This is a genomic window from Bradyrhizobium sp. SZCCHNR1015 (assembly GCF_032489875.1).
Classification (GTDB): Bacteria; Pseudomonadota; Alphaproteobacteria; order Rhizobiales; family Xanthobacteraceae; genus Bradyrhizobium.
Map to the genome: position 1 here is coordinate 18812 of NZ_JAUEYW010000013.1, position 24094 is coordinate 42905.

The following is a 24094-nucleotide window of genomic DNA, read 5'->3' on the forward strand; positions in this document are numbered from 1 at the left end:
TCTTGTCGCCGCCGGCGATTGTTTCGCCGGGGTCGGCTCAGCGCCTGCTGCGGCCGCGTGAACGCGGCGGACGATGCGCGGCGCGCCACGCGCTCTCGAGCACGCTGCGCAGGCGAGCGGCGTCGACGTCGGCGAGCGACACGGTGGTCCAGCCCTGATCACCCCATTTGTTGGGGACCCGGCGAAACACGCCGGGCTGCAGGCCGGCATGGTGCTCCTGCTCGTCGGGCGAGAGCAGGACATTGGCGGATGCGCCATCGGCGGCGAGGGTCGCGAAGGTCCGGTGCAGCTTGAACGCGGTGCGATCGAAGTGAGGCGCCTCGGTCGCTCCGGCGAACGACAGAGCGAGGCTGCGAAATTCGTCACCGGTCATCTCGACGCGCCTCTTGCGATCGTATTCGAAGGATATGACTAGCACCGGCCAGCGCGGTCCGCCATGCGGTGTCCCCGCCGCCCTGCACGCGAACGTGAAGACCGCCACCCCAAGCCCTTGATGCACGTCAAAACTAAACGCCATCGTTTCTATATGGCTTGTCGCAGGATGCGATCAAAGGAGAGCAAGACATGGCGGCACAGAGCACGATGCAGGTTTACTTGAACTGGGCCAGGGAGCGCCTCCATGAGATGGATGCAGCGCTGGAGTCGCTCGGCGTCAAGGCAGCCGAGGCCGAAGCAGCATCCAAAGTGAAGACCGACGAGATCATGGCGGACCTGAAGAAGCGCCGCAGCGATCTCGAGGCCCTGCTCAAGACGCAAGCCGAGGCCGGCGAAGCCGCGCTGGCCAGCGCGAAGACGGAACTGGACGCGCACTGGGCCGGATTCGAGGCGCAGATGAGTGCCTATTTCGAAGCGGCCGGCAGGCAGGCCGCGCAGCAGCAGGCGACCTTCAAGGACATTGCCGCCGCCCAGGCCAAGGCTTGGCGCGAGTCGGCCGACAGGTTTCGCGAGGCCGCGACCAAGGTGACGACGGCCGGCACCACCGATCTCGACGCCGTGCTGAAGCAGCTCAAATCCGACGCGTCGGCGGCCGGCGCTCATCTCGAGAAGCTGAAACAGACCGGCAGCGAGTCCTGGTCGGTGCTCAGTGCCGCCCTGAGCGAATCCCGCAAGGCGTTCGATCAGGCCAATCAGGCGGCCTGGAATGCGTTGAAGGGGCCGGGCGCGAAGAGCTGAGGGCAAGCCCGCAACAGCGACAAGGCAACGACCGTTGGGGACTGAGTTCAGTTCCCGTTCGGTCGATTCCGTTGCGGGGCGCCGCTCACGCCCGGACTGATCGCGAGCGTGGTGCCGGCGGCACCTCCGGCCTCATAGGCGGCCGTCGACACCATCCGGCTCGTGCTGCGCGCCGACCGCAGCTTCAGGTCGAGCTTGTCGAACTCGGCATCGACCACCGAGGTCTTGAGCACGACCAGGCCGCGGCCGGTGGTTTCGTTGGCCTGATCGCGGCTCGCCTTCATTGCCGCGAGGCGGTCGGCGATCGACACCACCATGCCGAGGGCGAAGGAGGCATTGGCGAGATGCCGGTCCTGATGCCGGAACCGGCGGTACTCGGCCGAGGTCTTGTAGCGGCCGAGCTCGGCGCGCACGGCGTTGTCGATCAATTCCGCCAGATAATGCGCAACCTCGACATCCGCCGGGAGACCGAAGAACACGTAGCTCGCTTCGCCGGCCGGGTTCTTCTCGCGCCAGACCCGGCAATCGCAGAAATGCGCGATCGCGCCGATGCAGTCGTCCAGCGGAATGCGCTTCTTGCGATGGGTTTCGTAGACCTTGCGCTCGCACGCCGACGCCCGCAGCTCGAGGTCGGACAGCGACAGGTCGTGGCGATCGAGCAGTTCAGCGACCTTGGCGGCCGCGGACAGCGCCTCGTCCTCGGTGCAGCCATTGGCGATGGTTTTCGCGCGCAACGCCTGGATGCGGGCCTTGAGCCTGTCGAGGGCGACAGGATCAGCGGCGGGACGATCGAATGTCTGGCTCACCGGTCAGGCTCCAAAGAAGGCGCGGCAGGATTGCGCCGTGGACACGAGCACCCACCACAGACGCCGACGACCGACGTCGTGTGATCCCTCGTTCTCATCAATGCGCAAAGCGTCGTGCGTCCCAGGCCAGTGACATCGCAGGCGTCATTCATGGTGCTGGTGAGCCGTTGGAGGACCGCAATCGACTTGGCTCGTCATTGGCAGATGGAGCAACCGGGGACATTCGCAGACAGCACTCATCGACTGTATCTCACGGGCCTCGCGCCTTGAAAAGCCTGGCGGGGGGATGCCGAGGACCGGCGTTACGGCCGGGATTGCAGTGCGCGCAGCGCGAGCGTCCGACGCAGCAAATTGAGACTGGTGGTGAAACGCAGAGTGGTTCCAGCGTGGCGGATGCGCCGGTGCGATGGCACTATCGGAGAGCGTGCACGGGCGCATCCACGGGGAGAAGGGAGCATGCGATGAAGCAGATCAAGGGTCCCGCCATCTTTCTCGCCCAGTTCGCCGGAGATACTGCGCCTTTCAATTCGCTGGATTCGATTTGCGGATGGGCGGCCTCGCTCGGCTATGAGGGGGTTCAGATCCCCAGTTGGGACGGCCGGCTCTTCGACCTCCATAGGGCGTCCGAGTCGCAGGACTATGCCGACGAGGTGAAGGGCATTGCGGCGCGCCACGGATTGGCGATCACCGAGCTCTCGACGCATCTCCAAGGCCAGCTCGTTGCCGTTCACCCGGCCTATGATGCGGCCTTCGACGGGTTCGCGGCGCCCGAGGTTCGCGGCAATCCGCAAGCGCGGACCGATTGGGCCATAGATCAGGTCAAGCGGGCGATCCAGGCTTCACGGCGGCTCGGGCTCACCGCGCATGCGACGTTTTCCGGCGCCTTGGCGTGGCCCTACATCTATCCATGGCCGCAGCGTCCACCTGGACTCGTCGAAGCTGCGTTCGACGAACTCGCGCGGCGCTGGCGCCCCATCCTCGACCATGCGGAGGAACATGGGGTCGATCTCGCCTATGAGATCCATCCTGGCGAGGACCTGCACGACGGCGTCTCCTACGAGATGTTCCTGCAGCGGGTGGGCAATCACAAGCGCGCCAATCTGCTGTACGATCCCTCGCACTTCGTTCTGCAGCAGCTCGATTATCTCGCCTACATCGATATCTATCACGAGCGCATCAAGGCGTTTCACGTCAAGGACGCCGAGTTCAATCCGACCGGACGCCAGGGCGTCTATGGCGGATTCCAGAGCTGGGCCGATCGGGCCGGCCGCTTCCGCTCGCTCGGCGACGGCCAGGTCGATTTCGGCGCGATCTTCTCGAAGCTGACGCAATACGGTTATGGCAGCTGGGCCGTGCTGGAATGGGAGTGCGCCATCAAGCATCCCGAACAGGGTGCGCGCGAGGGCGCCGAGTTCATCAGGAGCCATATCATCGAGGTCACAGAGAAGGCCTTTGATGATTTCGCCGGCTCCGGCGCGGACGACATGGCGAACCGCAAGATGCTGGGCCTGTCCTGAGGGAGGAACAGATGGCCATCGACGCAAGCCATGAAGCCGGTCGCCATGCGCGCATCCGGCTGGGAATGGTCGGCGGCGGACAAGGGGCCTTCATCGGCGCCGTCCACCGCATCGCCGCACGCATCGACGACCAGTTCGAGCTGGTGGCCGGCGCGCTCGCATCCGATTCCACCCGCGCCAAGGCCTCGGCCAAGGAGATCGGGCTTGCCGACGATCGCGCCTACGGCTCGTTCGAAGAGATGGCCAGGGCCGAAGCGGCGCGCACTGACGGCATCGAGGCGGTCGCGATCGTCACGCCGAACCACGTGCACGCCCCGGTTGCGAAAGCCTTCCTTCAGGCCGGCATCCATGTGATCTGCGACAAGCCGCTGACGACGACCTTGGCCGAGGCCGAAGAGCTGGCGGCCCTAGTCCGATCGACGGGCAAGGTGTTCGTGGTGACGCACAACTACACCGGCTATCCGATGGTGCGGCAGGCGCGGGCGATGGTCGCGAGCGGCGAGCTCGGCGACATCAGGCTGGTGCACGCCGAATATCTCCAGGACTGGCTGACCGAGCGGCTGGAGCAGAGCGATCACAAGCAGGCGGCGTGGCGCACCGACCCCGCCCGCTCCGGCCCGGGCGGCTGCATCGGCGACATCGGGACGCACGCCTACAACCTCGCCTGCTTCGTCAGCGGGCTCGAGCTCGATGAGCTGCTCGCGCAGCTGTCGACCTTCGTCCCGGGGCGTCGTCTCGACGACGACGTTCAGATCCTCCTCAGATGGAAAGGCGGCGCGAGGGGCATGCTGTGGGCGAGCCAAGTGGCGGTCGGTCATGAGAACGGCCTGACCTTGCGCGTCTCCGGCAGCAAGGGCGGCCTCGAATGGGTGCAGGAGAATCCAAACCAGCTCTGGTTCACGCCCTATGGACGCCCCAAGCAGCTTCTGACCCGCGGCGGGGCGGGCACGCTCGGCGCGGCCGCGCGTGTCACCCGACTGCCCTCCGGCCACCCCGAGGGCTATCTCGAAGGCTTTGCCACCATCTACGCCGAGGCCGCCCACGCCATCCGCGCGGCCAGGGTCGGCGAGAAGCCGGATCGCGATGTGCTCTTCCCGACCATCGAGGACGGCCTGGCCGGCGTGAAGTTCATCGATGCAGCCGTCAGATCATCGGCCGCCAAGGGCGCGTGGATCCGGATGAGTTGACGCCGACACGCCGTCCCGAAGCTTCTGGCGTTATAGGCGCTCGAACGCCAGCCGGAAGACTGCAACGGACATCTGCGAACGTTTTGCTGGCGGAGAGGGAGGGATTCGAACCCCCGATAGGCTTGCACCTATGCCGCATTTCGAGTGCGGTGCATTCAACCACTCTGCCACCTCTCCAGGCGCAAATCAGGGGCGAGCCCCCGGGTCGGGCGCCGTTCTAGGGCACGATGCGGGGAGTGACAAGGCAGCCGGTCGAAATTTTCCGGGGGCTCGCGCAGGCGCGCCATTGCGGTCCGCTCGGGGAAGCGGACCGCACGCGGCGGCTGAACGGCTGCACCGCTCGCCCCGCGCTCCGACGGCCCCAGACTGACGCGGGCCGTCGAACCCGATGGTCTGCGCAGCGCCCGTCAGCGGAACAGGTCGAAATGGTAGTTCAAGCCGACCCGCACGGAGTGGATCTTGGCCGCCCGCCAGTCCGGCAGGTCGTCGTGCTTGAGATCTGTGTAGAGATATTCGAGCTTCGCCGACCATTTCGGCTGGAACGCCCATTCGGCGCCAGCGCCCGCGGTCCAGCCCATCTTCATCTTGTGGATCGGCCCGTCCTTCAACTCGCCCGCCGCAAGACCCGCCGTACCATACAGCCACAGGCGCTGGTCGAGCACCGCGATGCCGGCGCGCGCGCGGCCGGAGGTGAGCCAGGGCATGCTGACGGCCGGATCGACGACGTCGCCCTTGCGCGAGAGGCCGGTGAATTCGAGATCGTTCTCGATGCCGACCACGAACATCGGCGAGATCTGGTAGTTGTAGCCGGCCTGCCCGCCGCCGATCACGCCGGACAGCTTGCCGCCATTGCCGCCGGCGGCGTTCGTGAAGGAGTCGTTTCCGGTGAAGGCGCCGCCGACATTGGCGCCGGCATAGAAGCCGGTCCAGGAGAACGGCGCCGGTGCGGCCGCATAGGCCGGCGCCTTGTAGGAAGTCGCCGCCAGGTCCGCCGCCTCCGCCCCGCCGCAGCCCAGCGCCGCCAGCGCCATGGCGGCCATCCCGTATCTCGCGCGTCCGATCATCATGTCCTCACACTCCATCCGGCGCGAGATTGCGCCGTCAAAATCCCACCGCATTTGGGACATTGATTTATAAACCGACTAGTCGGTTTGTAAATAGATCTTCGTGATATCGGTGGCGATTTCTGCCTGCGGTCGGCGCGGCGGCCGGCGACGGGAGGTCAGGGACAAAGGTGGGACCGCCGTACGCTGACACATACCGGCGGTCCCGTGTCGCTACATCTTGGGGAAACCGACGGAAGAGACGGGGGTCAATCCGGCCGGCCTGAGCGACACCGGCGACCCTGGGCCATCTGCGCGTGCATCGCAATGCGAACCGTTCCTTAACCTAACCAGTCAAGGTTACCGGGTTCCATCCCATCCGACTGGTTGTACGGCGGTTTTCCGCACGTCCTGGCGCGGGGAGACACCCCTGCTGCAGCGCAACATTGCCCTCCCGTCAGGCCCTGGCAGCCACGGTGCGGCCGCGTCAATGCTCAATCCTTCTTCTTCTTGGCCGCCTTCTTGTCGTCGGCCTTGTCCTCCTTGGCCTTGTCGTCCTTGTCCTTGCGGCCGTTCTCCTTGCGGCGGTTGGTGAAGCGGGCATTGCCCAGGCCGGTGCCGATGGTCAGCACGCCCCAGCGCTCGAACTCCTGCATGAACGGCACCTCGGAGAGCCCCTGCACGACGCCGTCATTGTGCATCAGCACCGCGGTGTCGTGGTCGCCGATCATCGGGATCGCCTCGACCAGGCTGGCCGGCAGGTTGAACTTGCTGCTCTCCCAATTGCCCGGCAGGTTCTGCGCGCCCTTTTCGATCGAGCCGTCCTCGTTGATGACGCCGGGACAGGCGATGCCGATGAAAGGCGCAAGCTTGAGGCCCTCGGTGTCAGCCTCCTCGATCAGCCCCTTCAGCATCTTGGCGAGCCGCTTGACCGCACCTTCCCGCGTGGGCTCGTCATCGGCATGGCGCCAGAGATCGGACTTCCACACCGACGCTTTCGACAGATCCGGCGACTTCTTCCAGGCGGTCTCGACGACGCCGCAGCGGATGTTGGTGCCGCCGATGTCGACGGCGAGGATGCTGTCATGGGCCTCGAAGATCCACGACGGCGCCAGATGCAGTGCGCCGATCAGGCCGGCATCGTCGGGATGATAGCGGATCGGCTCCAGCTCGACGCCAAAGCCCTCGTCCTTGAGGATGATCTCGGTGCGCGCGATCGCCAGCTCGCCGAGCCGGGAATCGCGAAAACCGCCGCCGACCACGATGCATTCGGTCTTGGCCCAGGCCTTGGTGCGCAGGAAGCGGCGGGTGACATGGGCAAGCTCCTGGGCGAACTCCTCGATCGCCGAATGCACCACGGCCGAGGCCTCGGTGTCGTCGCCGACCAGGATCGCGTCCAGCGTCTTCTTGCTGATGGTCTCGCTGTCCTCGTCGCCGAACGGGTCCTTGCCGGACTTGCGCAACGGCTTGCGCCAGCGCTCCAGGATCTTGCGGAAGGCGCCCTTGGAGGCGCGGTCGCCGAGGAAGCCGTCCTCGTCCTTGAGCTCGATGTTGAAGCTGTCGATCTCGACCGACGGCAGCCGCGCGGCGCCGTGGCGGGCGATGCCCGTGGTGGTCATGACGTCGTCGGCCATGTGATCCTGCCCTGTTGTACGTTGGGCTCGAACAACGGCGGAGGGAACAGTTGGTTGCGGGTCCGGTGCGCCGGGTCGAGCGAATAGCGGCCGGGGGGGGGGGCCGGGCATCCGTCCGGCCGGCAACCGTCCATTCACCTTGACTCGCCGGCTCACCCCGCTATAAGCGCCCGATCGACCGGCGCGGGCGTTCCTGCGCCGTTTGTCGTTGCGCTCTTTTCGGAGGCGTCAAAGCCTCGGGCGTAACTGCCGGCCCCGATCGGGCCGGACTCCATGAACCATAACGACTGAACAAGAAGCCGACCCGGGGCCATCGCGCTCTGAGGCCGGGATCGAACACGAAGGATGAGAACGATGTTCGCAGTCATCAAAACCGGCGGCAAGCAATACCGCGTCGCCCCGGATGATGTGCTCGAGATTGGCAAGATCGACGGTGAGCCCGGGACGATCGTGCAGCTGAACGAGGTGCTGGTGGTCGGCGGCGATACGCCGGTGCTGGGCATCCCTGCGGTGGCCGGCGCGTCCGTGGCCGTCGAGGTGCTGGACCATAAGCGCGGCCCCAAGGTCATCGCGTTCAAGAAGCGTCGCCGCAAGAATTCCCGCCGCAAGCGCGGCTACCGTGACGAGCTGACCCTGATCCGCGTCTCGGAGATCCTGACCGACAACGCCAAGCCGACCAAGGGCCCACGCCCGAAGAAGGCCAAGGCGGAAGCCCCGGCGGCCGACGCCGCGGAGTAAGCGTGCCGGCGCGCGTCTCGCGCGCCGCACCGGCTTGATCCTCATCGCGCGTGGAATTTTTGTCCGCGCAGGTTGCAAATGTGAATGATCCCTTAGCGGAATCGCGCTAAAGGTGATCGCAAGAGATCGGAGACGAGCGATGGCTCACAAAAAGGCAGGCGGTTCATCCCGCAACGGACGCGACTCCAAGGGCAAGCGCCTCGGCATCAAGGCGTTCGGCGGCGAGCGCGTGATTCCCGGCAACATCATTGCGCGTCAGCGCGGCACGACCTGGCATCCCGGCCTCAACGTCGGCATGGGCACGGATCACACGATCTTCGCGAAAATCGACGGCGTCGTCGAATTCCATGCCCGCGCCAACCGCACGTTCATTTCGGTGCGTCCGGTAGCCGCCGAGGCTGCTGAATAGAATACGGTGGAACGATACGCGTCCGCCGGGTCCTGATGAACCGGCGGAGCGCCAGATGGCTCCAGGGGAGGCGGGACAACCGGCCTCCCCTTTTCATTTTCGCTGATCCGAAACTGATCCCGAAGCGTCGATGGAGCCCGACATGCTGCAGGACATCACCACCCCCACCTTGCGCGAGGCGAGACCTTGCGTCCTCGAGACCCCCCGGCTGACGCTGCGGGCGCCGGTGCTCGCGGACGTGACAGCCATCGCCCGGCTCGCCGACGACCGTTTTATCGCCGAGAATACCCGCCGCCTGCCGCATCCCTATTCGGAGGTCGATGCCGCTCGCTTCGTTCGCGGGCTGGAGCAGACGGGTGAGACCGCCTTCCTGATCGAGCACCTCGACACGCCGATCGGGATGGTCGGGATCAATCGACCAGCAACAGGCCGCGCCGAGCTCGGCTACTGGCTCGGCGTTGCGCATTGGGGCCGCGGCTTCGGCACCGAAGCCGCGCGCGCCGCGATCGACCATTTCTTCGAGACGAGCGAGGACAATGTGCTGATCGGGCACGCCCGCGTCAGCAACCCAGCCTCGCGCAACATCCTCGAAAAGTGCGGCTTCCAATGGACCGGCGTCGAGCTGCACCGCTTCGAGGTGATCGGCTCCTCGGCGCCCATCGACGCCTTCCGCCTGACCCGTGGGGTCTGGTCGTCGCTGAAAGCCTGGGCCAATGCGGGGCGGCGGATTTAGCCGAGGCGACCGCTCCATCACTCGTGTCGTCCCGGCATCGAGCCGGGACCCATAGCCACCGAAATCGGTGGTGGGATCACGCTGGAGCCACAGCCTTCTCCACCACAGGCCGCACGGAGTCTGGGTCCCGGCTCGAGGCCGGGACGACGGCGGTGAACGCCGCTACACCGGGGGATTCACCGCACCCTGTCCCTGCCCCAGGCTGCGTTCGCGCAAGTAGATGTACAGCCCCGCGCCGATGATGATGATGGCGCCGATGATGGTCGCGGGATGGGGCACGTCGCCAAAAACGACGAAGCCGAACAGCACGGCCCAGACGATCATCGTGTACTGATAAGGCACGACGACCGAAGCCGGGGCCAGCTTCAGCGAGCGGTTGACGCAGAAGAGAGCGGTCACCGAGATGAGACCGGCGGCGGCGAACAGCACCAGGCTGCCGGGTGTCGGCGTCACCCAGCCGAACGAGGACATCGCGGCGCCGAGCAGGAAGGTGCCGACGAACTGCGACGACGCCATCACGATGTCGGGCGTCGCGCGCAGCGAACGCGTGATCAGCATCAGCACCGCGAACGACAGACTGCCGCCGAGCGCGATCAAGGCCGGCAGGCTGAAGGTCTGCGCCGAGGGCCGCAGCGCGATCAGCACGCCGCAGAAGCCGATCAGGATCGCGGTCCAGCGCCGCCAGCCGACATGCTCGCGCAGCACCAGCGCAGACAGCGCGGTGACGAAGATGGGGCCGGCGAGATAGTAGGTGATGACGTCGGCGAGCGGCAGATAGACGGTGGCGAGGAAGAACGCCGCCACCTCCAACGTCGACAGGATCACGCGCACCAGCTGCAGCCAGGGACGCTCGAGCTGCAGGAACGCGGCGCGGTTGCGCCAGATGAACGGTGCGAGCAAGAGCAGGGCCGCACAGGCGCGCAGCCACAGCAGCTGGCCGACGGCATAGGTCGAGACCAGGAACTTGCCCAAGGCATCGCCGAACGAGAACATCGCGATCGACAGCAGCATCAGGCCGATGCCGGCGAGCCGCGCCGAGCGCTCATCGTTGGCGGTGGAGATTCGGGACAGCACGCTCATGACGAGGCTGCCTTATCAGCCCGACCGCGGTGGCTCCAGCCCTTCCGCCGAAAGCGTGACGCAGCCCTGCCGCAACCCCTGCGCAACGCTTGTCCAAGTCGTGCGCAGCGCGGCTTTACCGCTCGAAATTAAGGCTTCGGGCCGAATTAAACCCATTCCGCGGTTGCCGTGGGGACCCGCCTCGCCTACGTAGGGCGCATCATGAAATTCCTCGATGAAGCCAAGGTCTATGTGCGCTCCGGCGACGGCGGCAACGGTTGCGTTGCGTTCCGGCGCGAGAAGTTCATCGAGTTCGGTGGGCCGAACGGCGGCAATGGCGGCCGCGGCGGCGACGTGATCATCGAGGCTGTCGATGGACTCAACACCCTGATCGACTACCGCTACCAGCAGCATTTCAAGGCCCAGAAGGGCGAGAACGGCATGGGCAAGGACCGCCATGGCGCCGGCGGCAAGTCCGTGGTGCTCAAGGTTCCCGTCGGCACCCAGATCTTCGACGAGGACCGCGAGACGCTGATCCACGACTTTACCGCGGTCGGCGAACGGTTCGTGCTGGCCGAGGGCGGCAATGGCGGCTTCGGCAACGCGCACTTCAAGTCGCCGACCAACCGGGCGCCGCGCAACGCCAATCCCGGCCAGCCCGGCGAGGAGCGCTGGATCTGGCTGCGCATGAAGCTGATCGCCGATGCCGGCCTGGTCGGGCTGCCGAATGCCGGCAAGTCGACCTTCCTGTCCAAGGTCTCGGCCGCCAAGCCGAAGATCGCCGATTATCCGTTCACCACCCTGCATCCGCAGCTCGGCGTCGTGAATTCCGACGGCCGCGAATTCGTGCTGGCCGACATTCCCGGCCTGATCGAGGGCGCGCATGAGGGCGCGGGCCTCGGCGACCGTTTCCTCGGCCATGTCGAGCGCTGCCGTGTGCTGCTGCATCTGGTCGATGCCACCTGCGAGCACGCCGGCAAGGCCTACAAGACCGTGCGGCACGAGCTCGAGGCCTATGGCGGCGAGCTGACCGACAAGATCGAGATCGTCGCGCTGAACAAGATCGACGCGGTCGACCCGGACGAGCTGAAGAAGCAGAGAGACCGGCTGAAGCGCGCCGCCAAGAAGACGCCGCTGCTGATCTCCGGCGCCACGGGCGAAGGCGTCAAGGAAGCCCTGCGCAAGCTCGCCGACGTCGTTGGGGAGTCGCCGGTCTCCAACAAGGCCAAGAACGCGGTCGAGAATGCTGCGACCGAGGAGCCGTGGGCGGCCCCGGTGCCACCGCAGGGCTGAGGCTCGAACCGAACCTTGCGCTGCGGACTGAGCCCGGCGCATATGTCGCAGCACCAAATTCGTATCTTACCTCTGAAGGACTGCCGACCGGCATTCGCTCAAGGTTGTTTGCAAGCGATCGCCTAGAGATCGGTGCACTCCCTCCCCCCTTGTGGGGGAGGGTTGGGGAGGGGGGTGCCCCGGCGGCGGTCTTGCCGTGTGGACCCCCACCCCCGACCCCTCCCCGCAAAAGGGAGGGGAGCGCACCACCTTTCGTGGCGCCAGCTCCACTCGATCTTGAGAGTCCGCCCATGGCAGCTGACTTGACCGAATTCACCATGGCACCCCGTCTCGAAAATTTCCGCCGCATCGTCGTCAAGGTCGGCTCGTCGCTGCTGGTCGATTCCGAGGCCGGCGAAGTCCGCGCCTCCTGGCTGACGGCGCTGGCCACCGACATCGCCCGGCTGCATGGCCGCGGCTGCGAGCTGCTGGTGGTGTCGTCGGGCTCGATCGCGCTCGGCCGCAGCCGGCTGAAGCTGCCGCGGGGACCATTGAAGCTGGAGGAGAGCCAGGCGGCGGCCGCGGTCGGCCAGATCGCGCTGGCGCGGATCTGGTCGGAGGTGCTCGGCGCCCATGGCATCGGCGCCGGCCAGATCCTGGTGACCCTGCAGGACACCGAGGAGCGCCGCCGCTATCTCAACGCGCGCTCGACGATCGCAAAACTGCTGGAATGGCGCGCGGTGCCTGTCATCAACGAGAACGATACGGTCGCCACCGCCGAAATCCGCTACGGGGACAATGACCGTCTCGCCGCCCGCGTCGCCACCATGGCCAGCGCCGACCTGCTGGTGCTGCTGTCGGACATCGACGGCCTCTACACCGCGCCGCCCGCGCAGGATCCCAACGCCCGGCTGATCCCCGTGGTCGAGAGCATCACCGCCGACATCGAGGCGATGGCCGGCAGCGCGGCATCCGAACTGTCCCGCGGCGGCATGAAGACCAAGATCGAGGCCGCGAAGATCGCGACCACCGGCGGCACCCACATGCTGATCGCCTCCGGCAAGATCGAGCATCCGCTGGCGGCGATCGCCAATGGCGGCCGCTGCACCTGGTTCCTGACGCCGGCCAATCCGGTCACCTCGCGAAAACGCTGGATCGCCGGCTCGCTGGAGCCGAAGGGCACGTTGACGATCGACGCCGGTGCGGTCAACGCCCTGCGCGCCGGCAAGAGCCTGCTGCCGGCCGGCGTGATCAAGGTCGAGGGACAGTTTGCCCGCGGCGACGCGGTGGTGGTGCGCGGGCCCGACACCCACGAGATCGGCCGCGGCCTCATCGCCTACGACGCCGATGACGCCGAGCGCATCAAGGGCCGCTCCTCGCCTGATGTCGCAATCATTCTCGGCGTGTCGGGACGAGCGGAGATGATCCATCGCGACGATCTGGTGATCGGCCCGGCGGGCGTGGGGCCGGCCTAGAGCCCCGCCGCCGACGTTCGCAAATGGCCGCTTTCCGTGCTACTGGAGAGCCTTAATTCAAGGTTGAACCGCCCATGACCGCGCCTCTCAAGGCTATCGACGGCAGCGCCGATCTGCCCCAGCTGATGAACGATCTCGCCAAGCGCGCCCGTGCGGCGGCGCGTGTGCTGTCGCTGGCGCCGGCCGAGCAGAAGAACCGCGCGCTGGAGGCGATGGAGCGGCGGATCCGCGCCCGCGCCGACGCCATCATCGCCGCCAATGCCGAGGACGTCGCCGACGCCAAGGCGGCCGGCATGACCTCGTCCTTCCTTGATCGCCTGACATTGACCCCGGCCCGCGTCGCCGCGATGGCCGACGGCATCGCCGTGGTACGTGGCGTCGCCGATCCGGTCGGCGTGGTCACCGAGAGCTGGCAGCGGCCGAACGGCATGACCATCGAACGCGTGCGGGTGCCGCTTGGCGTGATCGCCGTGATCTTCGAGAGCCGCCCCAACGTCGCGGCCGACGCCGGCGTGCTCTGCCTGAAGTCCGGCAATGCCGTGATCCTGCGCGGCGGCTCGGACTCGTTCCGCTCCTGCCGCGCCATCCATGAATGCCTGGTGGAGGGCCTGCGCGAGGCGGGCCTGCCGGAGGCCGCGATCACGCTGGTGCCGACGCGCGACCGCGCGGCCGTCGGGCTGCTGCTGTCGGGCCTGAACGGCGGTGTCGACGTGATCGTGCCGCGTGGCGGCAAGAGCCTGGTCGCGCGCGTCGAGGCCGAGGCGCGCGTGCCGGTGTTCGCGCATCTCGAAGGCGTGAACCACGTCTATGTCGATGGCGCCGCCGACCTGGAGATGGCCAAGTCGATCGTGCTGAACGCCAAGATGCGCCGCACCGGCGTGTGCGGCGCGGCCGAGACCTTGCTGATCGATCGCGCCTCGCAGGACAAGATCAAGCCGCTGGTCGACCTGCTGATCGGCGCCGGCTGCGAGGTGCGTGGCGACGATGCCGTGCGCGCGGCCGATGCGCGGGTGAAGCCGGCCAGCAACGAGGATTGGGACACCGAATATCTCGACGCCATCATCGCCGCGAGGGTCGTCGACGGCGTCGATGGCGCGATCGCTCACATCCACGCGCATGGCTCGCATCATACCGATGCGATCGTCACCGACGACAATGCGGCCGCCGACAAGTTCCTCAACGAGGTCGACTCGGCGATCGTGCTGCACAACGCCTCGACCCAGTTCGCCGACGGCGGCGAATTTGGTTTTGGCGCCGAGATCGGCATCGCCACCGGTAAATTCCATGCGCGCGGCCCAGTCGGCGTCGAGCAGCTCACCAGCTTCAAATACCGGATCCACGGCACCGGGCAGACGCGGCCATGACGGCCGCATCTTGTGGTTGAGTCGCACGAGCAGCAGGGAGCAGCCGTGACCGACACCACAGCCATGCGCCTTGCGATCCGCCAGGCGCTGCCGCCCTACAGTGACGGCATGCGCATCGGCCTGCTCGGCGGCTCGTTCAATCCGCCGCACCAGGCGCACCGCGCGATCAGCCTGTTCGCGCTGAAGCGGCTGCAGCTCGACCGTGTCTGGTGGCTGGTCACGCCGGGGAATCCGCTCAAGAACAATGGCGGGCTGCATGCGCTGGCCGAACGCGCCGAAGCGGCGCGCAAGGTCGCCGCCGATCCCCGCATCGAGATCAGCTGTCTCGAATCCGTCATCGGCACCCGCTACACTGCCGACACGATCGATTATCTGCGCCGGCGTGCCTCCCGCCTGCGCTTCGTGTGGATCATGGGCGCCGACAATCTCGCGCAGTTCCATCGCTGGCAGAAGTGGCAGCACATCGCGGCCCAGGTGCCGATGGCTGTGGTCGATCGTCCGCCCCGCAGCTTCCGCGCCCTGAACGCGCCCGCCGCACGCGCCCTGGCGCGGTATCGTATACCGGAAGCGCAAGCCAGCCGTCTGGCCGACCGCGCCGCTCCAGCCTGGGTCTACCTCACCGGCCTGAAGCTCAGCCTGTCCTCGACGGGGCTGAGGAACCCGGACGGCAGTTGGAAGTCGTTCTGAATGGCCACGCGTTCGCCATCACGCGGCATCGGATATGCATGGAACTTTCCGTCCCCGCTACGGTCCGAAGCGGGACGGCGTCGACGCTGTCGGGCCGGACGACCGGGGTACTGGATTGTTGAAACCATTAACCCCACATGCCTAGTATGGTCAGCAGGCCGGGTTGGATTCGGCCTGCGATACAGTGAAAGGAATGGTCCCTGACCACATCTGTATTGTCCCAGTCGGCCTTACCCAAGACGAAGGCAACGACTACCAAGTCGGCGACAGCCAAGTCAGCGCGTAAGACGTCGACCCAAGATGCGGCCTTGCAGGCGCAACCCGACGCCGACAAGACCCTGCGCACGATCCTCTCCCGCCTCGAAGACATGAAGGCGGAGGAGACGATCACGATCGATCTTCACGGCAAATCGGCCTATTCCGACTACATGGTCATCACCACGGGCCGCTCGAACCGGCACGTCGGGTCGATCGCGGAAAACGTCGCCAAGGGCCTGAAGGAAGCCGGCACCAAGAAACTCCACATCGAGGGCCTACCCAATTGCGATTGGGTGCTGATCGATTCCGGCGACGTGATCGTGCACGTGTTCCGACCCGAGGTTCGCGAGTTCTACAATCTCGAGCGATTGTGGACTCAAGGGCCGAACCCGGCCAAGGCGGTCTAGGCGGACCCACGCCGCGGCGGATGCGAATCGTGGCGCGCACGTGCTAGTCCGTGCGCATGCGCCTGATCGTGGTCGCCATCGGCCGGTTGAAGCAGGGTCCCGAGCGGGAGCTCGCGGAGCGCTACCGCGAGCGTTTCGACGACATCGGCCGAAAGCTCGGCTTTCGCGGCCTCGACATCCATGAAATCCCGGAAAGCCGCGCGCGCGATGCGGCGACACGCATGACCGAGGAGGCCGCCGCGATATCGGCGGCGGTCCCGGACAAGTCCGTGCTCGTCTGCCTCGACGAGCGTGGCCGGAACGTCGACAGCACAACCTTTGCGGGTTATCTTGGGCGCTGGCGGGACGAAGGCATTCCGGCTGCCGTCTTCGCAATCGGCGGCGCCGACGGACTTTCGCCCGATTTGCGGCGCAGAGCCAAGCTCGGGGTTGCGTTTGGCGCCGCCACCTGGCCGCACCAGATCGTCCGCGTCCTGCTGCTCGAGCAGATTTACCGTACTGCTACGATCCTTGCCGGTCACCCCTATCACCGCGCTTGAACAAGGGACGATGGGAGCACAATAAGGACCTCGATGTTCGCTGCGCGGCCCCTCTCCTGCTCCCCAAGACCTGTCCGCGGCGGCCAGTCCTGCCGTGCGTCGCTCATCGCGCTCGTTGTGGTGTTCTCCGGATGTCCGGCGCTGGCGCAGAGCGGACTCCGGCCCTCCATCCCTGGTACGGCATCACCGACGCCGGCCACCCCGGAGCAGTTGAAGCAGCGCGAACAGGAGCTCGAGGCCGCCCGCGCGGCCCAGAAGGCCGCCGCTGAGGCCCAGGAGCGGCTGAAGGCCGACATCGCCGCGCTCGGCGAGGATCGCGGCAAGCTCAACCAGCAACTGATCGACGTCGCGGCGCAGGTGCGGAGCGTCGAAGTACGCGTCGGCGAGGCCGAAACGCGGCTGCGCGGGCTCGACGGCCGCGAGCAGGATCTGCGGACGTCGCTGGAAACGCGTCGGACCGAGATCATCGAGGTTCTTGCCGCACTGCAGCGCGCCGGCCGCCGCACCCCGCCGGCCCTGCTCGTCCGTCCCGAGGATGCGCTGCAATCCCTGCGGACCGCGATGCTGCTGGGCTCGGTGATCCCCGAGATGCGAAGCCGAGCCGAAAAGCTCTCGACCGATCTCGGCGAGCTCGTCGCCATCCGCAAGACGATCGCCAGCGAACGCGACAAGCTCGCCGGCGACCGCGACAGGCTGCGCACCGATCAGACCCGTCTCGCGGCCCTGGTGGAGGAACGCCAGCGCAAGCAGAGCTCGGCCGAGAAGGACATGGAAGCCGAAAGCGCGCGCGCCGCCGTGCTGGCCCAGCAGATCGACTCGCTGCAGGGGCTGATCACGACGATGGAGCTGGACCTCAAGAGCGCGGCCAAGGCTGCCTCGACGGCGAGCCTGCAGGGGGTGCCGGTCAACAGCAAGCCGGACGCGAATGCGCTGCGCAACCCAGGCCGCAAGGCGCCCGCGATCGCGTTCGCCTCGACCAAGGGCATGCTGGCGTTTCCGGTCAACGGCACCAAGATCCGCGAATTTGGCGCATCGGACGGTGCCGGCGGCTCGGATAAAGGCATTTCTTTGGCAACCCGGCCAGGGGCTCAGGTCACAACCCCGTGTGATGGCTGGGTTGTGTATGCGGGTCCCTTCCGTAGCTACGGACAACTCTTGATCCTCAACGCCGGTGGCGGGTATCATGTCCTGATCGCCGGGATGGAGCGCATTTCCGTCAACATCGGGCAGTTTGTTCAGACGGGAGAGCCGGTCGCGATCATGGGTAACAGCTCCCAGGTTGCCTCCATTCTCGCTACCAACGCGAGTCAACCAGTGCTCTATGTCGAGTTCCGTAAGGACGGCACTCCAATCGATCCAGGCCCATGGTGGGCCGCAAATGAAGGCGAAAAGGTACGCGGATGATGCGTAAGACTTCGGTAATTCTCCTGAGCGCGGCCACCGGTGCGGCATTGACCCTGTTCGTCTCGCAACCGCGCGCGGTGTTGATGGGATCGACGGCGCGCGCCGCGACCGCCGATACCTATCGCCAGCTCAACCTGTTCGGCGACGTGTTCGAGCGGGTGCGCAGCGATTATGTCGAGAAGCCCGACGATTCGAAGCTGGTCGAGTCCGCGATCAGCGGCATGCTCTCGGGCCTCGATCCGCATTCGAGCTACATGGATGCGAAGAGCTTCCGCGACATGCAGGTGCAGACCCGCGGCGAGTTCGGCGGCCTCGGCATCGAGGTGACGATGGAAGACGGCCTGATCAAGGTGGTGTCGCCGATCGACGATACGCCGGCCTCGAAGGCAGGCATCCAGGCCAACGACATCATCACCAATCTCGACGACGAAGCCGTGCAGGGCCTGACCCTCAACCAGGCGGTCGAGAAGATGCGCGGCCCGGTCGGCACCAAGATCAAGCTGAAGGTCGTGCGCAAGGGCGCCGACAATCCGCTGGACGTGACGCTGACCCGCGACAACATCCGCGTCCGTTCGGTGCGCTCGCGCACCGAGAGCGACGACATCGCCTATATCCGCATCACCACCTTCAACGAGCAGACCACCGAGGGCCTGAAGAAGAGCATCGCCGACCTGCAGAACCAGATCGGCGACAAGCTGAAGGGCTACATCATCGACCTGCGCAACAACCCGGGCGGCCTGCTCGAGGAGGCGGTCACCGTCTCCGACGCGTTCCTGGAGCGCGGCGAGATCGTCTCGACCCGCGGCCGCAATGCCGAGGAGACGCAGCGCCGCGCGGCACATGCCGGCGACCTCACCAAGGGCAAGCCGGTCATCGTGCTGATCAATGGCGGCTCGGCGTCGGCGTCGGAGATCGTGGCCGGCGCGCTGCAGGACCACAAGCGCGCGACGCTGGTCGGCACCCGCTCGTTCGGCAAGGGCTCGGTGCAGACCATCATCCCGCTCGGCGCCGGCAACGGCGCGCTGCGGCTGACCACCGCGCGCTACTACACGCCGTCGGGCAAATCGATCCAGGCCAAGGGCATCGTGCCCGACATCGAGGTGCTGCAGGACGTGCCGGATGAGCTGAAATCGCGCACCGACACCAAGGGCGAGGCGTCGCTGCGCGGCCATCTCAAGAACGACGGCGACGAGAAGACCGGCTCGCAGTCCTACGTGCCGCCGGACACCAAGGACGACAAGGCGCTCAAAATGGCTGCCGACCTGCTCCATGGCATCAAGAACAGCGCCAACACCCCGGCGCCGACCGAAAAGGCCGCGGCCGACAAGCCGGCCAAGGCGGCGAACTGAGGCCGCCGCCGGAGCGGCAGCCGACAGACGCGAAGTGGGTTTGAAGGGCGGCCTCCAGGCCGCCCTTTGTTTTTTGGACGGCTTCTCGTTTGCGGCTCCGCCGATCTACGGGCTTTCGGACACTGGCCCTGCGTCCGAATCCCTGCCGTGGTATCGTCGACCCGATTGATTCGGGAATTTCGATGACAGAGACGGCCGACGAACTGAGCGCCCCGCTCGGACAGACGGAAAAGCGTCGCAGGCGCCGCGTTCGGCTTCCCTTCACGGCCCTGCAGGCCCTTGCGATGCTGCTGGGGCTGTTCCTGGTCGCGTTTGCCGGCTTTGCGATGTTCAACGACAATCCACTCGGTGGCGAGCCGGTCGCCCGCGTCGCGATCAACGAGGGCGCAAAGCCCGCCGACGACAAGGCTACCGCCAAGCCGGATGGCAAGCCAGACGCAAAGGCCGACCACGGCGCGGCCCCCGCGGCCAAGCAGGAGGGCGGCGAGCGCAAGACGGTCACCATCATCGACGGCTCCAGCGGCGCCCGCCAGGAGGTCGCGATCGGTGCCGGTGGCGAGACGGCAGAGCCTGGATCGGCCACGCCGGCTGCGAGCCAGATGCCCGGCGTCGACCCGCGGCTGCTGGAGAAGTCGCGCTACGGCATGATCCCAGTGATGGCCGACGGGCTGAAGCCGTTCACCGCCTATGCGGCCGAGGCCGACCGCGCCAAGGCGGCGCGCATGCCGGCCGTCGCGATCGTGATCGGCGGTCTCGGCGTCGGCGCCGCCAAGACGGCGGACGCGATCATGAAGCTGCCGCCCGCGGTCACCCTGGCCTTCACGCCCTATGGCTCCGATCCGACCAAACTCGCCGAGCGCGCCCGGGCGCAGCGCCACGAGATCCTGCTGCAGGTCCCGATGGAGCCCTACGACTATCCCGATAACGATCCGGGTCCGCAGACGCTGCTCGCCACACTCGGACCGGACCAGAACATCGACCGGTTGTTCTGGCACATGAGCCGGCTGCAGGGTTACGTCGGCATCGGCAACTTCATGGGTGCGCGCTTCGTCGCAACGGAAGCGGCGATGCAGCCGATCGTGAACGAGGCCGCCAAGCGCGGCCTGGCCCTGTTCGACGATGGCGCAGCCCCGCGCAGCGTGGCGGCGTCACTCGCCACGGGGCTCGCGATGCCGTTCGCGAAGGGCGACGTCACCATCGACGCGGTGCCGACCCCGGTCGAGATCGACAATGCGCTCGCCAAGCTCGAAAGCCTGGCCAAGGAACGTGGCGTCGCTGTCGGGACCGCCTCGGCGCTGCCAGTCTCGATCGACCGCATCGCCACCTGGATCAAGGGGTTCGACCGCAAGGGCATTCTGCTGGTGCCATTGACAACCGCGATGCTGAAATCAAAATCGAACTGAACGAACGTGCGCCGGCCCGACTGGCGACGTGACAGCGTGAGGCCTGCGCAGCGAGGCGCAGGGTCCCCGCAGGAAGGCCGAGACCGGAATGACGCGCTACGAGGACCTGCCTTACCGCACCTGCGTCGGCATTATGCTGATCAATTCGGAGGGGCTGGTTTTCATCGGTCGCCGCGCCGGCGGGATCGAGCATGTCGACGACACCCATGTCTGGCAGATGCCGCAGGGCGGCGTCGATCCCGGCGAGGATGCCTGGGAGGCGGCCAAGCGCGAGCTGTATGAAGAGACCAGCGTGCGCTCCGTCGAGAAGCTGGCCGAGGTCGGCGACTGGCTGACCTACGACATTCCGCGCACGGTCGCGGGCCGCGCCTGGAAGGGGCGCTATCGCGGCCAGCGCCAGAAATGGTTCGCGCTGCGCTTCACCGGATCCGATGCCGAGATCGACGTCGAGCGGCCCGGCGGCGGCCACCACAAGGCGGAATTCGTCAGCTGGCGCTGGGAGCCGATGAAGAACCTGCCGGGGCTGATCGTGCCGTTCAAGCGACCGGTCTATGAGCGCGTTGTCCAGGAATTCGCTCCGCTCGCCGGCGATTGAATCACGATCCGCGCCCTCGACGCGATACCCGACAGCCGCTAGTCCGCATCTGCGCACGGGCTGCAGGGAATCTCTGCAGGTGCGTCGCGACGATGCCGTCATGGTGCGCTGCTATGCGAACGACAGCTCATGGATTCGAGGATGACCGAGACCAGACCCTATCGTCCGAACGTCGGGATCGCCCTGCTCAATGCCGAAGGGCTCGTGTTCCTGGGGCGCCGATTCCGCGACGACGGACCGGAGATCGTCCTTCCCGGCCTCGAATGGCAAATGCCGCAGGGCGGCGTCGATCCCGGCGAGGATCTGCAGGCGGCGGCGCGGCGCGAGCTGTGGGAGGAGACCGGGATTCGGGACGCTGATATTCTCGGCGAGAGCGACTGGCTGACCTACGAATTTCCGCCGTTCGAGGATCCCAACCACCGGCTCGCGCGCTTTCGCGGCCAGCGCCAGAAGTGGTTCGCGATGCGCTTCACCGGCCGGGAGGCCGACATCGATCCGGTGACGCCGCGCAACGGCCAGCCGGCCGAGTTCGACGCCTGGCGCTGGGAGCAGCTCGCGCGCGTGCCGGACTTGGTGGTGCCGTTCCGCCGCGAGGTCTATCGTGCGGTGGCGGAGGCCTTTGCGCATCTCACCGAAGCTGGCGACTGATCCACGTCGAAGAGTGAGGCTCTGCGTCATTCCGATCTCGCGCTCAGCGCGCCTCGGAACAGAGATGTCGAGAGAGTTCGCCGGCTCAATTGTCCTCGACCGTGAACGGCCCGATCGCAATCACCCGGCAGTCGCTGTCGCGCGTGGCGCAGTCGGCCAGCGCGCCGCCGATCGCCGTCTCCTCACGGTCGCCATTGAGGCTGAAGCCGGGGTGGCCGGCCGTTCCGACCGCGACTGCATTCCAGCCCGACGTCGCGGCCTCAAGGCGCCGCGCCACCTCCTCGCGCGCCTCCGGGGCGATCGCCTGATGGATGGCCGCGTGGAAGAAGCCGGTGGCTTTCATCACGGTCGGTATCGGCACCACGAAGGCATCGTCGAGCGCAACGATGATGCAGGCGGTTCCCGCCTGAGCGCCGCAGGCTTCCAGATTGCGCCGAACCACGTCGTCGACGAGGTCGCCGCCGACGCTGTAGAAGAACTGGCCACCGGGCCCGAGCGCGATCGCCTTGGTCCGTCGCGCCGTCCCGTAGTTCGCTTCGAGCCGGGCGCGGCCGGTATCACGCACCAGCGGCATCTCGGCCGCGCTGAAGGCGCGTTCGGTCAGCGGGTCGTGGCGCACCCAGGGCTGCGGCGGCAACGGCGGCTTGCTGTGCACGTAGACGACATTGTCACCAACGGCGTAGAGCTCGCATTTGCGCGGTCCGTTCGCGTTGTCCGCGCGCTGCTGGCACTGCTCCAGCGCGGCCGACTTCGCCGCGTCGTCGCTCGCCTGCCCGGTGACGTAGGCGCTGACGCCGTTGATCGTGGTCGCGAACGCCTTGTGCTCGGGCGCCGGCACGTAGTCGCGCGCCAGCGCAATGCGAGTCCGCTCGCTCACGAACGGCACGGCTTCAGGTGCAAACTTCTCGGCAGCGACAGAGGATGAAGGCGAGGGCGACTGTTGCGGCTGCGGCGAGTCGGCCGGCTGCATGGCGACGGATGACTGCGTCGGCGCGGGGGATGGAGATGAAGACGGGACCGAGGACGGCGAAGCCGGCGTGGCCGACAGCCGGGCCAACGCTTCCGCCGCCGCCTTGGCGGCATCGCGCTGCGCGGGATGCGGATCGCGATAATCCAGGTAGAGCTCGGTCCCGACCCCGACCGCGCCGAGCGCAACCAGGGCGGCCGTAATTCGCCAGATCATGCGGAGCCCGCCGCCGCGGGCGGCTTTCTTTTCTTCCGGCGGCGCGTAGGTGCCGTCCTCGCGGCGCATCGCCACGCGAAAGGCGTGCACCGGGGTGGGGATGTTCTTGACCTCCCGCGCGCCCATGTCGGCGAACTGCACCGACAGCTTGTTGGCAACCTGCTCATGGACGGCGCGCGAGATGCAGATGCCGCCGACGTCGGCGAGGCCCTCGAGGCGCGCTGCAATGTTGACGCCGTCGCCGAGCAGATCGCCGTCGCGCTCGACGACGTCGCCGATGGTGATGCCGATGCGATAGCTCATCTGCCGGCTCGGCGGATAGGCCATGTTGCGCGTGCGCAGGCTCTCCTGGATGTCGATCGCGCAACGCACCGCTTCGACCGCGCTGGGGAATTCCGCGAGCACCGCATCGCCGGCGGTGTTGAAGATGCGGCCGCCGGCGCGCGCGATGAAGTCGTCAACGACCTCGCGATAGGCCGCCAGTCGCCGTAGCGTTTCTTCTTCATCCTCCGCGACCAGGCGCGAATAGCCGGCGATATCGGCGGCGAAAATCGCCGCGATCTTGCGTTTCAAGACGATCTGTCCTGCCATGTCACCGCGCCCGCTGGATCGGCCGGGAGCATGCCGTCAGATCGGTGAGCATGCAACCGGCCCCTTGAAGTAGTCATCGACCGGCGCACGACGTTCGAGCCCCAAACGAAAATGGCCGGGCAGAGCCCGGCCATGAACGTTCATTCATACGTCGTGCGGTTGGATCAATGCAGCGCGGTCGTATTGAGCTGCTGCTGGATCGTCTTGAAGTGATCGAGCCGCTCGATCGCGCGATCGAGCTCGTTGCCCTGCTTCTCGTTCAGCTTGGATTCCATGCCGGCGATCTCGGCCGCGAAGGCGGTCTGGTCGAGCTCCTTCAGCGACGTGGCGACGTCGGCGAGAACCGTCAGACCTTTGTCCGAGATCTCGGCAAGACCGCCGAGCACGATGATCTTCTGCTGCGATCCGCCTGATGTCACTGTCAGGATGCCCGGCCGCAGCGTCGCCACGAACGGCGCGTGGCCCGCGAGCACGCCGAAATCACCCTCCTGGCCGGGAACGTCGACCTGGTCGACCTCACCCGAGAAGGCGATCTTTTCCGGCGAGACGAGATCGAAATGGAAAGTAGCCATGAGGAAACCTGCGAGTAGCGAATAGCGAATGGCGAGTAGTGAATGGAG

Annotated in this window: 24 protein-coding genes and 1 tRNA gene; 17 read left to right on the forward strand and 8 right to left on the reverse strand. The window is 66.7% G+C overall.

Annotation, left to right across the window (positions count from 1 at the left end):
* Positions 1 to 37: 37 nt before the first annotated feature.
* Positions 38 to 373, reverse strand: a complete 336-nt coding sequence (locus tag QX128_RS21930) for an MmcQ/YjbR family DNA-binding protein (protein ID WP_316180365.1) — start codon at positions 371 to 373, stop codon at positions 38 to 40.
* A 191-nt stretch (positions 374 to 564) separates the two neighbouring features.
* Between QX128_RS21930 and QX128_RS21935 the strand changes: the two genes are divergently transcribed.
* The gene (locus QX128_RS21935; RefSeq protein ID WP_316180363.1) at positions 565 to 1173 is read left to right on the forward strand and encodes a hypothetical protein; all 609 of its coding nucleotides are present in this window, start codon (positions 565 to 567) and stop codon (positions 1171 to 1173) included.
* A 47-nt stretch (positions 1174 to 1220) separates the two neighbouring features.
* Here the strand turns inward: QX128_RS21935 and QX128_RS21940 are convergent, their stop codons facing one another.
* Entirely contained in the window at positions 1221 to 1979 is a 759-nt protein-coding gene (locus QX128_RS21940) for a DUF2786 domain-containing protein (RefSeq protein WP_316180360.1), read from the reverse strand.
* 461 nt (positions 1980 to 2440) lie between these two features.
* Between QX128_RS21940 and QX128_RS21945 the strand changes: the two genes are divergently transcribed.
* Complete coding sequence (locus QX128_RS21945; RefSeq protein ID WP_315800675.1) at positions 2441 to 3496, forward strand: sugar phosphate isomerase/epimerase; 1056 nt, start codon at positions 2441 to 2443, stop codon at positions 3494 to 3496.
* A gap of 11 nt (positions 3497 to 3507) precedes the next feature.
* Entirely contained in the window at positions 3508 to 4683 is a 1176-nt protein-coding gene (locus QX128_RS21950) for a Gfo/Idh/MocA family oxidoreductase (RefSeq protein WP_316238513.1), read from the forward strand.
* 87 nt (positions 4684 to 4770) lie between these two features.
* Here QX128_RS21950 and QX128_RS21955 read toward each other — a convergent pair.
* The 3 genes from QX128_RS21955 to QX128_RS21965 all read right to left on the reverse strand — a co-directional run bounded on the left by QX128_RS21955 (position 4771) and on the right by QX128_RS21965 (position 7360).
* Positions 4771 to 4860 (reverse strand) — tRNA-Ser (locus QX128_RS21955).
* 230 nt (positions 4861 to 5090) lie between these two features.
* Positions 5091 to 5747 (reverse strand): outer membrane protein, encoded by a 657-nt coding sequence (locus tag QX128_RS21960; RefSeq protein ID WP_410053173.1) that lies wholly within the window; start codon positions 5745 to 5747, stop codon positions 5091 to 5093.
* Between the two features lie 473 nt (positions 5748 to 6220).
* Positions 6221 to 7360 (reverse strand): ROK family protein, encoded by a 1140-nt coding sequence (locus QX128_RS21965; protein ID WP_316238515.1) that lies wholly within the window; start codon positions 7358 to 7360, stop codon positions 6221 to 6223.
* Positions 7361 to 7714: 354 nt separating this feature from the next.
* Here QX128_RS21965 and rplU point away from each other — a divergent pair, with 354 nt between their 5' ends.
* The 3 genes from rplU (at position 7715) to QX128_RS21980 (ending at position 9240) form a co-directional block, all read left to right on the forward strand.
* On the forward strand, positions 7715 to 8098 hold the full coding sequence (gene rplU / locus QX128_RS21970) for a 50S ribosomal protein L21 (RefSeq protein WP_035648644.1): 384 nt from the start codon (positions 7715 to 7717) through the stop codon (positions 8096 to 8098).
* A 139-nt stretch (positions 8099 to 8237) separates the two neighbouring features.
* The gene (rpmA, locus tag QX128_RS21975; RefSeq protein WP_315715952.1) at positions 8238 to 8507 is read left to right on the forward strand and encodes a 50S ribosomal protein L27; all 270 of its coding nucleotides are present in this window, start codon (positions 8238 to 8240) and stop codon (positions 8505 to 8507) included.
* A gap of 142 nt (positions 8508 to 8649) precedes the next feature.
* Complete coding sequence (locus QX128_RS21980) at positions 8650 to 9240, forward strand: GNAT family N-acetyltransferase (protein WP_316238516.1); 591 nt, start codon at positions 8650 to 8652, stop codon at positions 9238 to 9240.
* Between the two features lie 162 nt (positions 9241 to 9402).
* Here the strand turns inward: QX128_RS21980 and QX128_RS21985 are convergent, their stop codons facing one another.
* Positions 9403 to 10320 (reverse strand): DMT family transporter, encoded by a 918-nt coding sequence (locus QX128_RS21985; protein WP_316180349.1) that lies wholly within the window; start codon positions 10318 to 10320, stop codon positions 9403 to 9405.
* A 201-nt stretch (positions 10321 to 10521) separates the two neighbouring features.
* On the opposite strand from QX128_RS21985, the gene obgE reads away from it, so the two are divergent.
* The 11 genes from obgE to QX128_RS22040 all read left to right on the forward strand — a co-directional run bounded on the left by obgE (position 10522) and on the right by QX128_RS22040 (position 21700).
* Complete coding sequence (obgE, locus tag QX128_RS21990; RefSeq protein WP_315800681.1) at positions 10522 to 11592, forward strand: GTPase ObgE; 1071 nt, start codon at positions 10522 to 10524, stop codon at positions 11590 to 11592.
* A 317-nt stretch (positions 11593 to 11909) separates the two neighbouring features.
* A complete protein-coding gene (proB, locus tag QX128_RS21995) occupies positions 11910 to 13046 on the forward strand; it encodes a glutamate 5-kinase (RefSeq protein WP_316238615.1) in 1137 nt (378 codons plus the stop codon).
* Positions 13047 to 13120: 74 nt separating this feature from the next.
* Complete coding sequence (locus tag QX128_RS22000) at positions 13121 to 14410, forward strand: glutamate-5-semialdehyde dehydrogenase (RefSeq protein ID WP_316238517.1); 1290 nt, start codon at positions 13121 to 13123, stop codon at positions 14408 to 14410.
* 63 nt (positions 14411 to 14473) lie between these two features.
* Positions 14474 to 15097, forward strand: coding sequence for a nicotinate-nucleotide adenylyltransferase (locus QX128_RS22005; RefSeq protein WP_315800924.1), 624 nt, complete (start codon positions 14474 to 14476; stop codon positions 15095 to 15097).
* Positions 15098 to 15405: 308 nt separating this feature from the next.
* The gene (gene rsfS, locus QX128_RS22010; RefSeq protein WP_316180344.1) at positions 15406 to 15762 is read left to right on the forward strand and encodes a ribosome silencing factor; all 357 of its coding nucleotides are present in this window, start codon (positions 15406 to 15408) and stop codon (positions 15760 to 15762) included.
* Between the two features lie 56 nt (positions 15763 to 15818).
* On the forward strand, positions 15819 to 16301 hold the full coding sequence (gene rlmH, locus QX128_RS22015) for a 23S rRNA (pseudouridine(1915)-N(3))-methyltransferase RlmH (RefSeq protein ID WP_315800684.1): 483 nt from the start codon (positions 15819 to 15821) through the stop codon (positions 16299 to 16301).
* Between the two features lie 33 nt (positions 16302 to 16334).
* Positions 16335 to 17705 (forward strand): murein hydrolase activator EnvC family protein, encoded by a 1371-nt coding sequence (locus QX128_RS22020; protein WP_316238518.1) that lies wholly within the window; start codon positions 16335 to 16337, stop codon positions 17703 to 17705.
* Positions 17702 to 19054, forward strand: a complete 1353-nt coding sequence (locus QX128_RS22025; RefSeq protein WP_315715943.1) for a S41 family peptidase — start codon at positions 17702 to 17704, stop codon at positions 19052 to 19054. The genes QX128_RS22020 and QX128_RS22025 overlap by 4 nt, the downstream gene beginning before the upstream one ends.
* A gap of 182 nt (positions 19055 to 19236) precedes the next feature.
* Complete coding sequence (locus tag QX128_RS22030) at positions 19237 to 20457, forward strand: divergent polysaccharide deacetylase family protein (RefSeq protein ID WP_316238519.1); 1221 nt, start codon at positions 19237 to 19239, stop codon at positions 20455 to 20457.
* An 88-nt stretch (positions 20458 to 20545) separates the two neighbouring features.
* Entirely contained in the window at positions 20546 to 21052 is a 507-nt protein-coding gene (locus tag QX128_RS22035; protein ID WP_316180339.1) for an RNA pyrophosphohydrolase, read from the forward strand.
* 141 nt (positions 21053 to 21193) lie between these two features.
* A complete protein-coding gene (locus tag QX128_RS22040; protein WP_316238520.1) occupies positions 21194 to 21700 on the forward strand; it encodes an RNA pyrophosphohydrolase in 507 nt (168 codons plus the stop codon).
* A gap of 85 nt (positions 21701 to 21785) precedes the next feature.
* On the opposite strand, the gene QX128_RS22045 is transcribed toward QX128_RS22040, so the two are convergent.
* Positions 21786 to 23474, reverse strand: coding sequence for an adenylate/guanylate cyclase domain-containing protein (locus QX128_RS22045; RefSeq protein WP_316180336.1), 1689 nt, complete (start codon positions 23472 to 23474; stop codon positions 21786 to 21788).
* A gap of 164 nt (positions 23475 to 23638) precedes the next feature.
* A complete protein-coding gene (locus QX128_RS22050; protein ID WP_315715938.1) occupies positions 23639 to 24046 on the reverse strand; it encodes a F0F1 ATP synthase subunit epsilon in 408 nt (135 codons plus the stop codon).
* Positions 24047 to 24094: the final 48 nt, after the last annotated feature.

What these genes read in the sequence shown, in the direction of transcription:
- QX128_RS21960 (WP_410053173.1), bottom strand. Translation starts at nt 5,747, where the DNA reads ATGATCGGACGCGCGAGATACGGGATGGCCGCCATGGCGCTGGCGGCG.
- QX128_RS21980 (WP_316238516.1), top strand. Translation starts at nt 8,650, where the DNA reads ATGCTGCAGGACATCACCACCCCCACCTTGCGCGAGGCGAGACCTTGC.
- QX128_RS22035 (WP_316180339.1), top strand. Translation starts at nt 20,546, where the DNA reads ATGACGCGCTACGAGGACCTGCCTTACCGCACCTGCGTCGGCATTATG.
- QX128_RS22045 (WP_316180336.1), bottom strand. Translation starts at nt 23,474, where the DNA reads ATGGCAGGACAGATCGTCTTGAAACGCAAGATCGCGGCGATTTTCGCC.
- QX128_RS22030 (WP_316238519.1), top strand. Translation starts at nt 19,237, where the DNA reads ATGACAGAGACGGCCGACGAACTGAGCGCCCCGCTCGGACAGACGGAA.
- QX128_RS21935 (WP_316180363.1), top strand. Translation starts at nt 565, where the DNA reads ATGGCGGCACAGAGCACGATGCAGGTTTACTTGAACTGGGCCAGGGAG.
- QX128_RS21945 (WP_315800675.1), top strand. Translation starts at nt 2,441, where the DNA reads ATGAAGCAGATCAAGGGTCCCGCCATCTTTCTCGCCCAGTTCGCCGGA.
- proB (WP_316238615.1), top strand. Translation starts at nt 11,910, where the DNA reads ATGGCACCCCGTCTCGAAAATTTCCGCCGCATCGTCGTCAAGGTCGGC.
- rpmA (WP_315715952.1), top strand. Translation starts at nt 8,238, where the DNA reads ATGGCTCACAAAAAGGCAGGCGGTTCATCCCGCAACGGACGCGACTCC.
- rplU (WP_035648644.1), top strand. Translation starts at nt 7,715, where the DNA reads ATGTTCGCAGTCATCAAAACCGGCGGCAAGCAATACCGCGTCGCCCCG.
- QX128_RS22025 (WP_315715943.1), top strand. Translation starts at nt 17,702, where the DNA reads ATGATGCGTAAGACTTCGGTAATTCTCCTGAGCGCGGCCACCGGTGCG.
- QX128_RS22040 (WP_316238520.1), top strand. Translation starts at nt 21,194, where the DNA reads ATGACCGAGACCAGACCCTATCGTCCGAACGTCGGGATCGCCCTGCTC.
- QX128_RS21950 (WP_316238513.1), top strand. Translation starts at nt 3,508, where the DNA reads ATGGCCATCGACGCAAGCCATGAAGCCGGTCGCCATGCGCGCATCCGG.
- rlmH (WP_315800684.1), top strand. Translation starts at nt 15,819, where the DNA reads ATGCGCCTGATCGTGGTCGCCATCGGCCGGTTGAAGCAGGGTCCCGAG.
- QX128_RS22000 (WP_316238517.1), top strand. Translation starts at nt 13,121, where the DNA reads ATGACCGCGCCTCTCAAGGCTATCGACGGCAGCGCCGATCTGCCCCAG.
- QX128_RS22005 (WP_315800924.1), top strand. Translation starts at nt 14,474, where the DNA reads ATGCGCCTTGCGATCCGCCAGGCGCTGCCGCCCTACAGTGACGGCATG.
- QX128_RS22050 (WP_315715938.1), bottom strand. Translation starts at nt 24,046, where the DNA reads ATGGCTACTTTCCATTTCGATCTCGTCTCGCCGGAAAAGATCGCCTTC.
- QX128_RS21930 (WP_316180365.1), bottom strand. Translation starts at nt 373, where the DNA reads ATGACCGGTGACGAATTTCGCAGCCTCGCTCTGTCGTTCGCCGGAGCG.
- QX128_RS22020 (WP_316238518.1), top strand. Translation starts at nt 16,335, where the DNA reads ATGTTCGCTGCGCGGCCCCTCTCCTGCTCCCCAAGACCTGTCCGCGGC.
- QX128_RS21965 (WP_316238515.1), bottom strand. Translation starts at nt 7,360, where the DNA reads ATGGCCGACGACGTCATGACCACCACGGGCATCGCCCGCCACGGCGCC.
- obgE (WP_315800681.1), top strand. Translation starts at nt 10,522, where the DNA reads ATGAAATTCCTCGATGAAGCCAAGGTCTATGTGCGCTCCGGCGACGGC.
- QX128_RS21985 (WP_316180349.1), bottom strand. Translation starts at nt 10,320, where the DNA reads ATGAGCGTGCTGTCCCGAATCTCCACCGCCAACGATGAGCGCTCGGCG.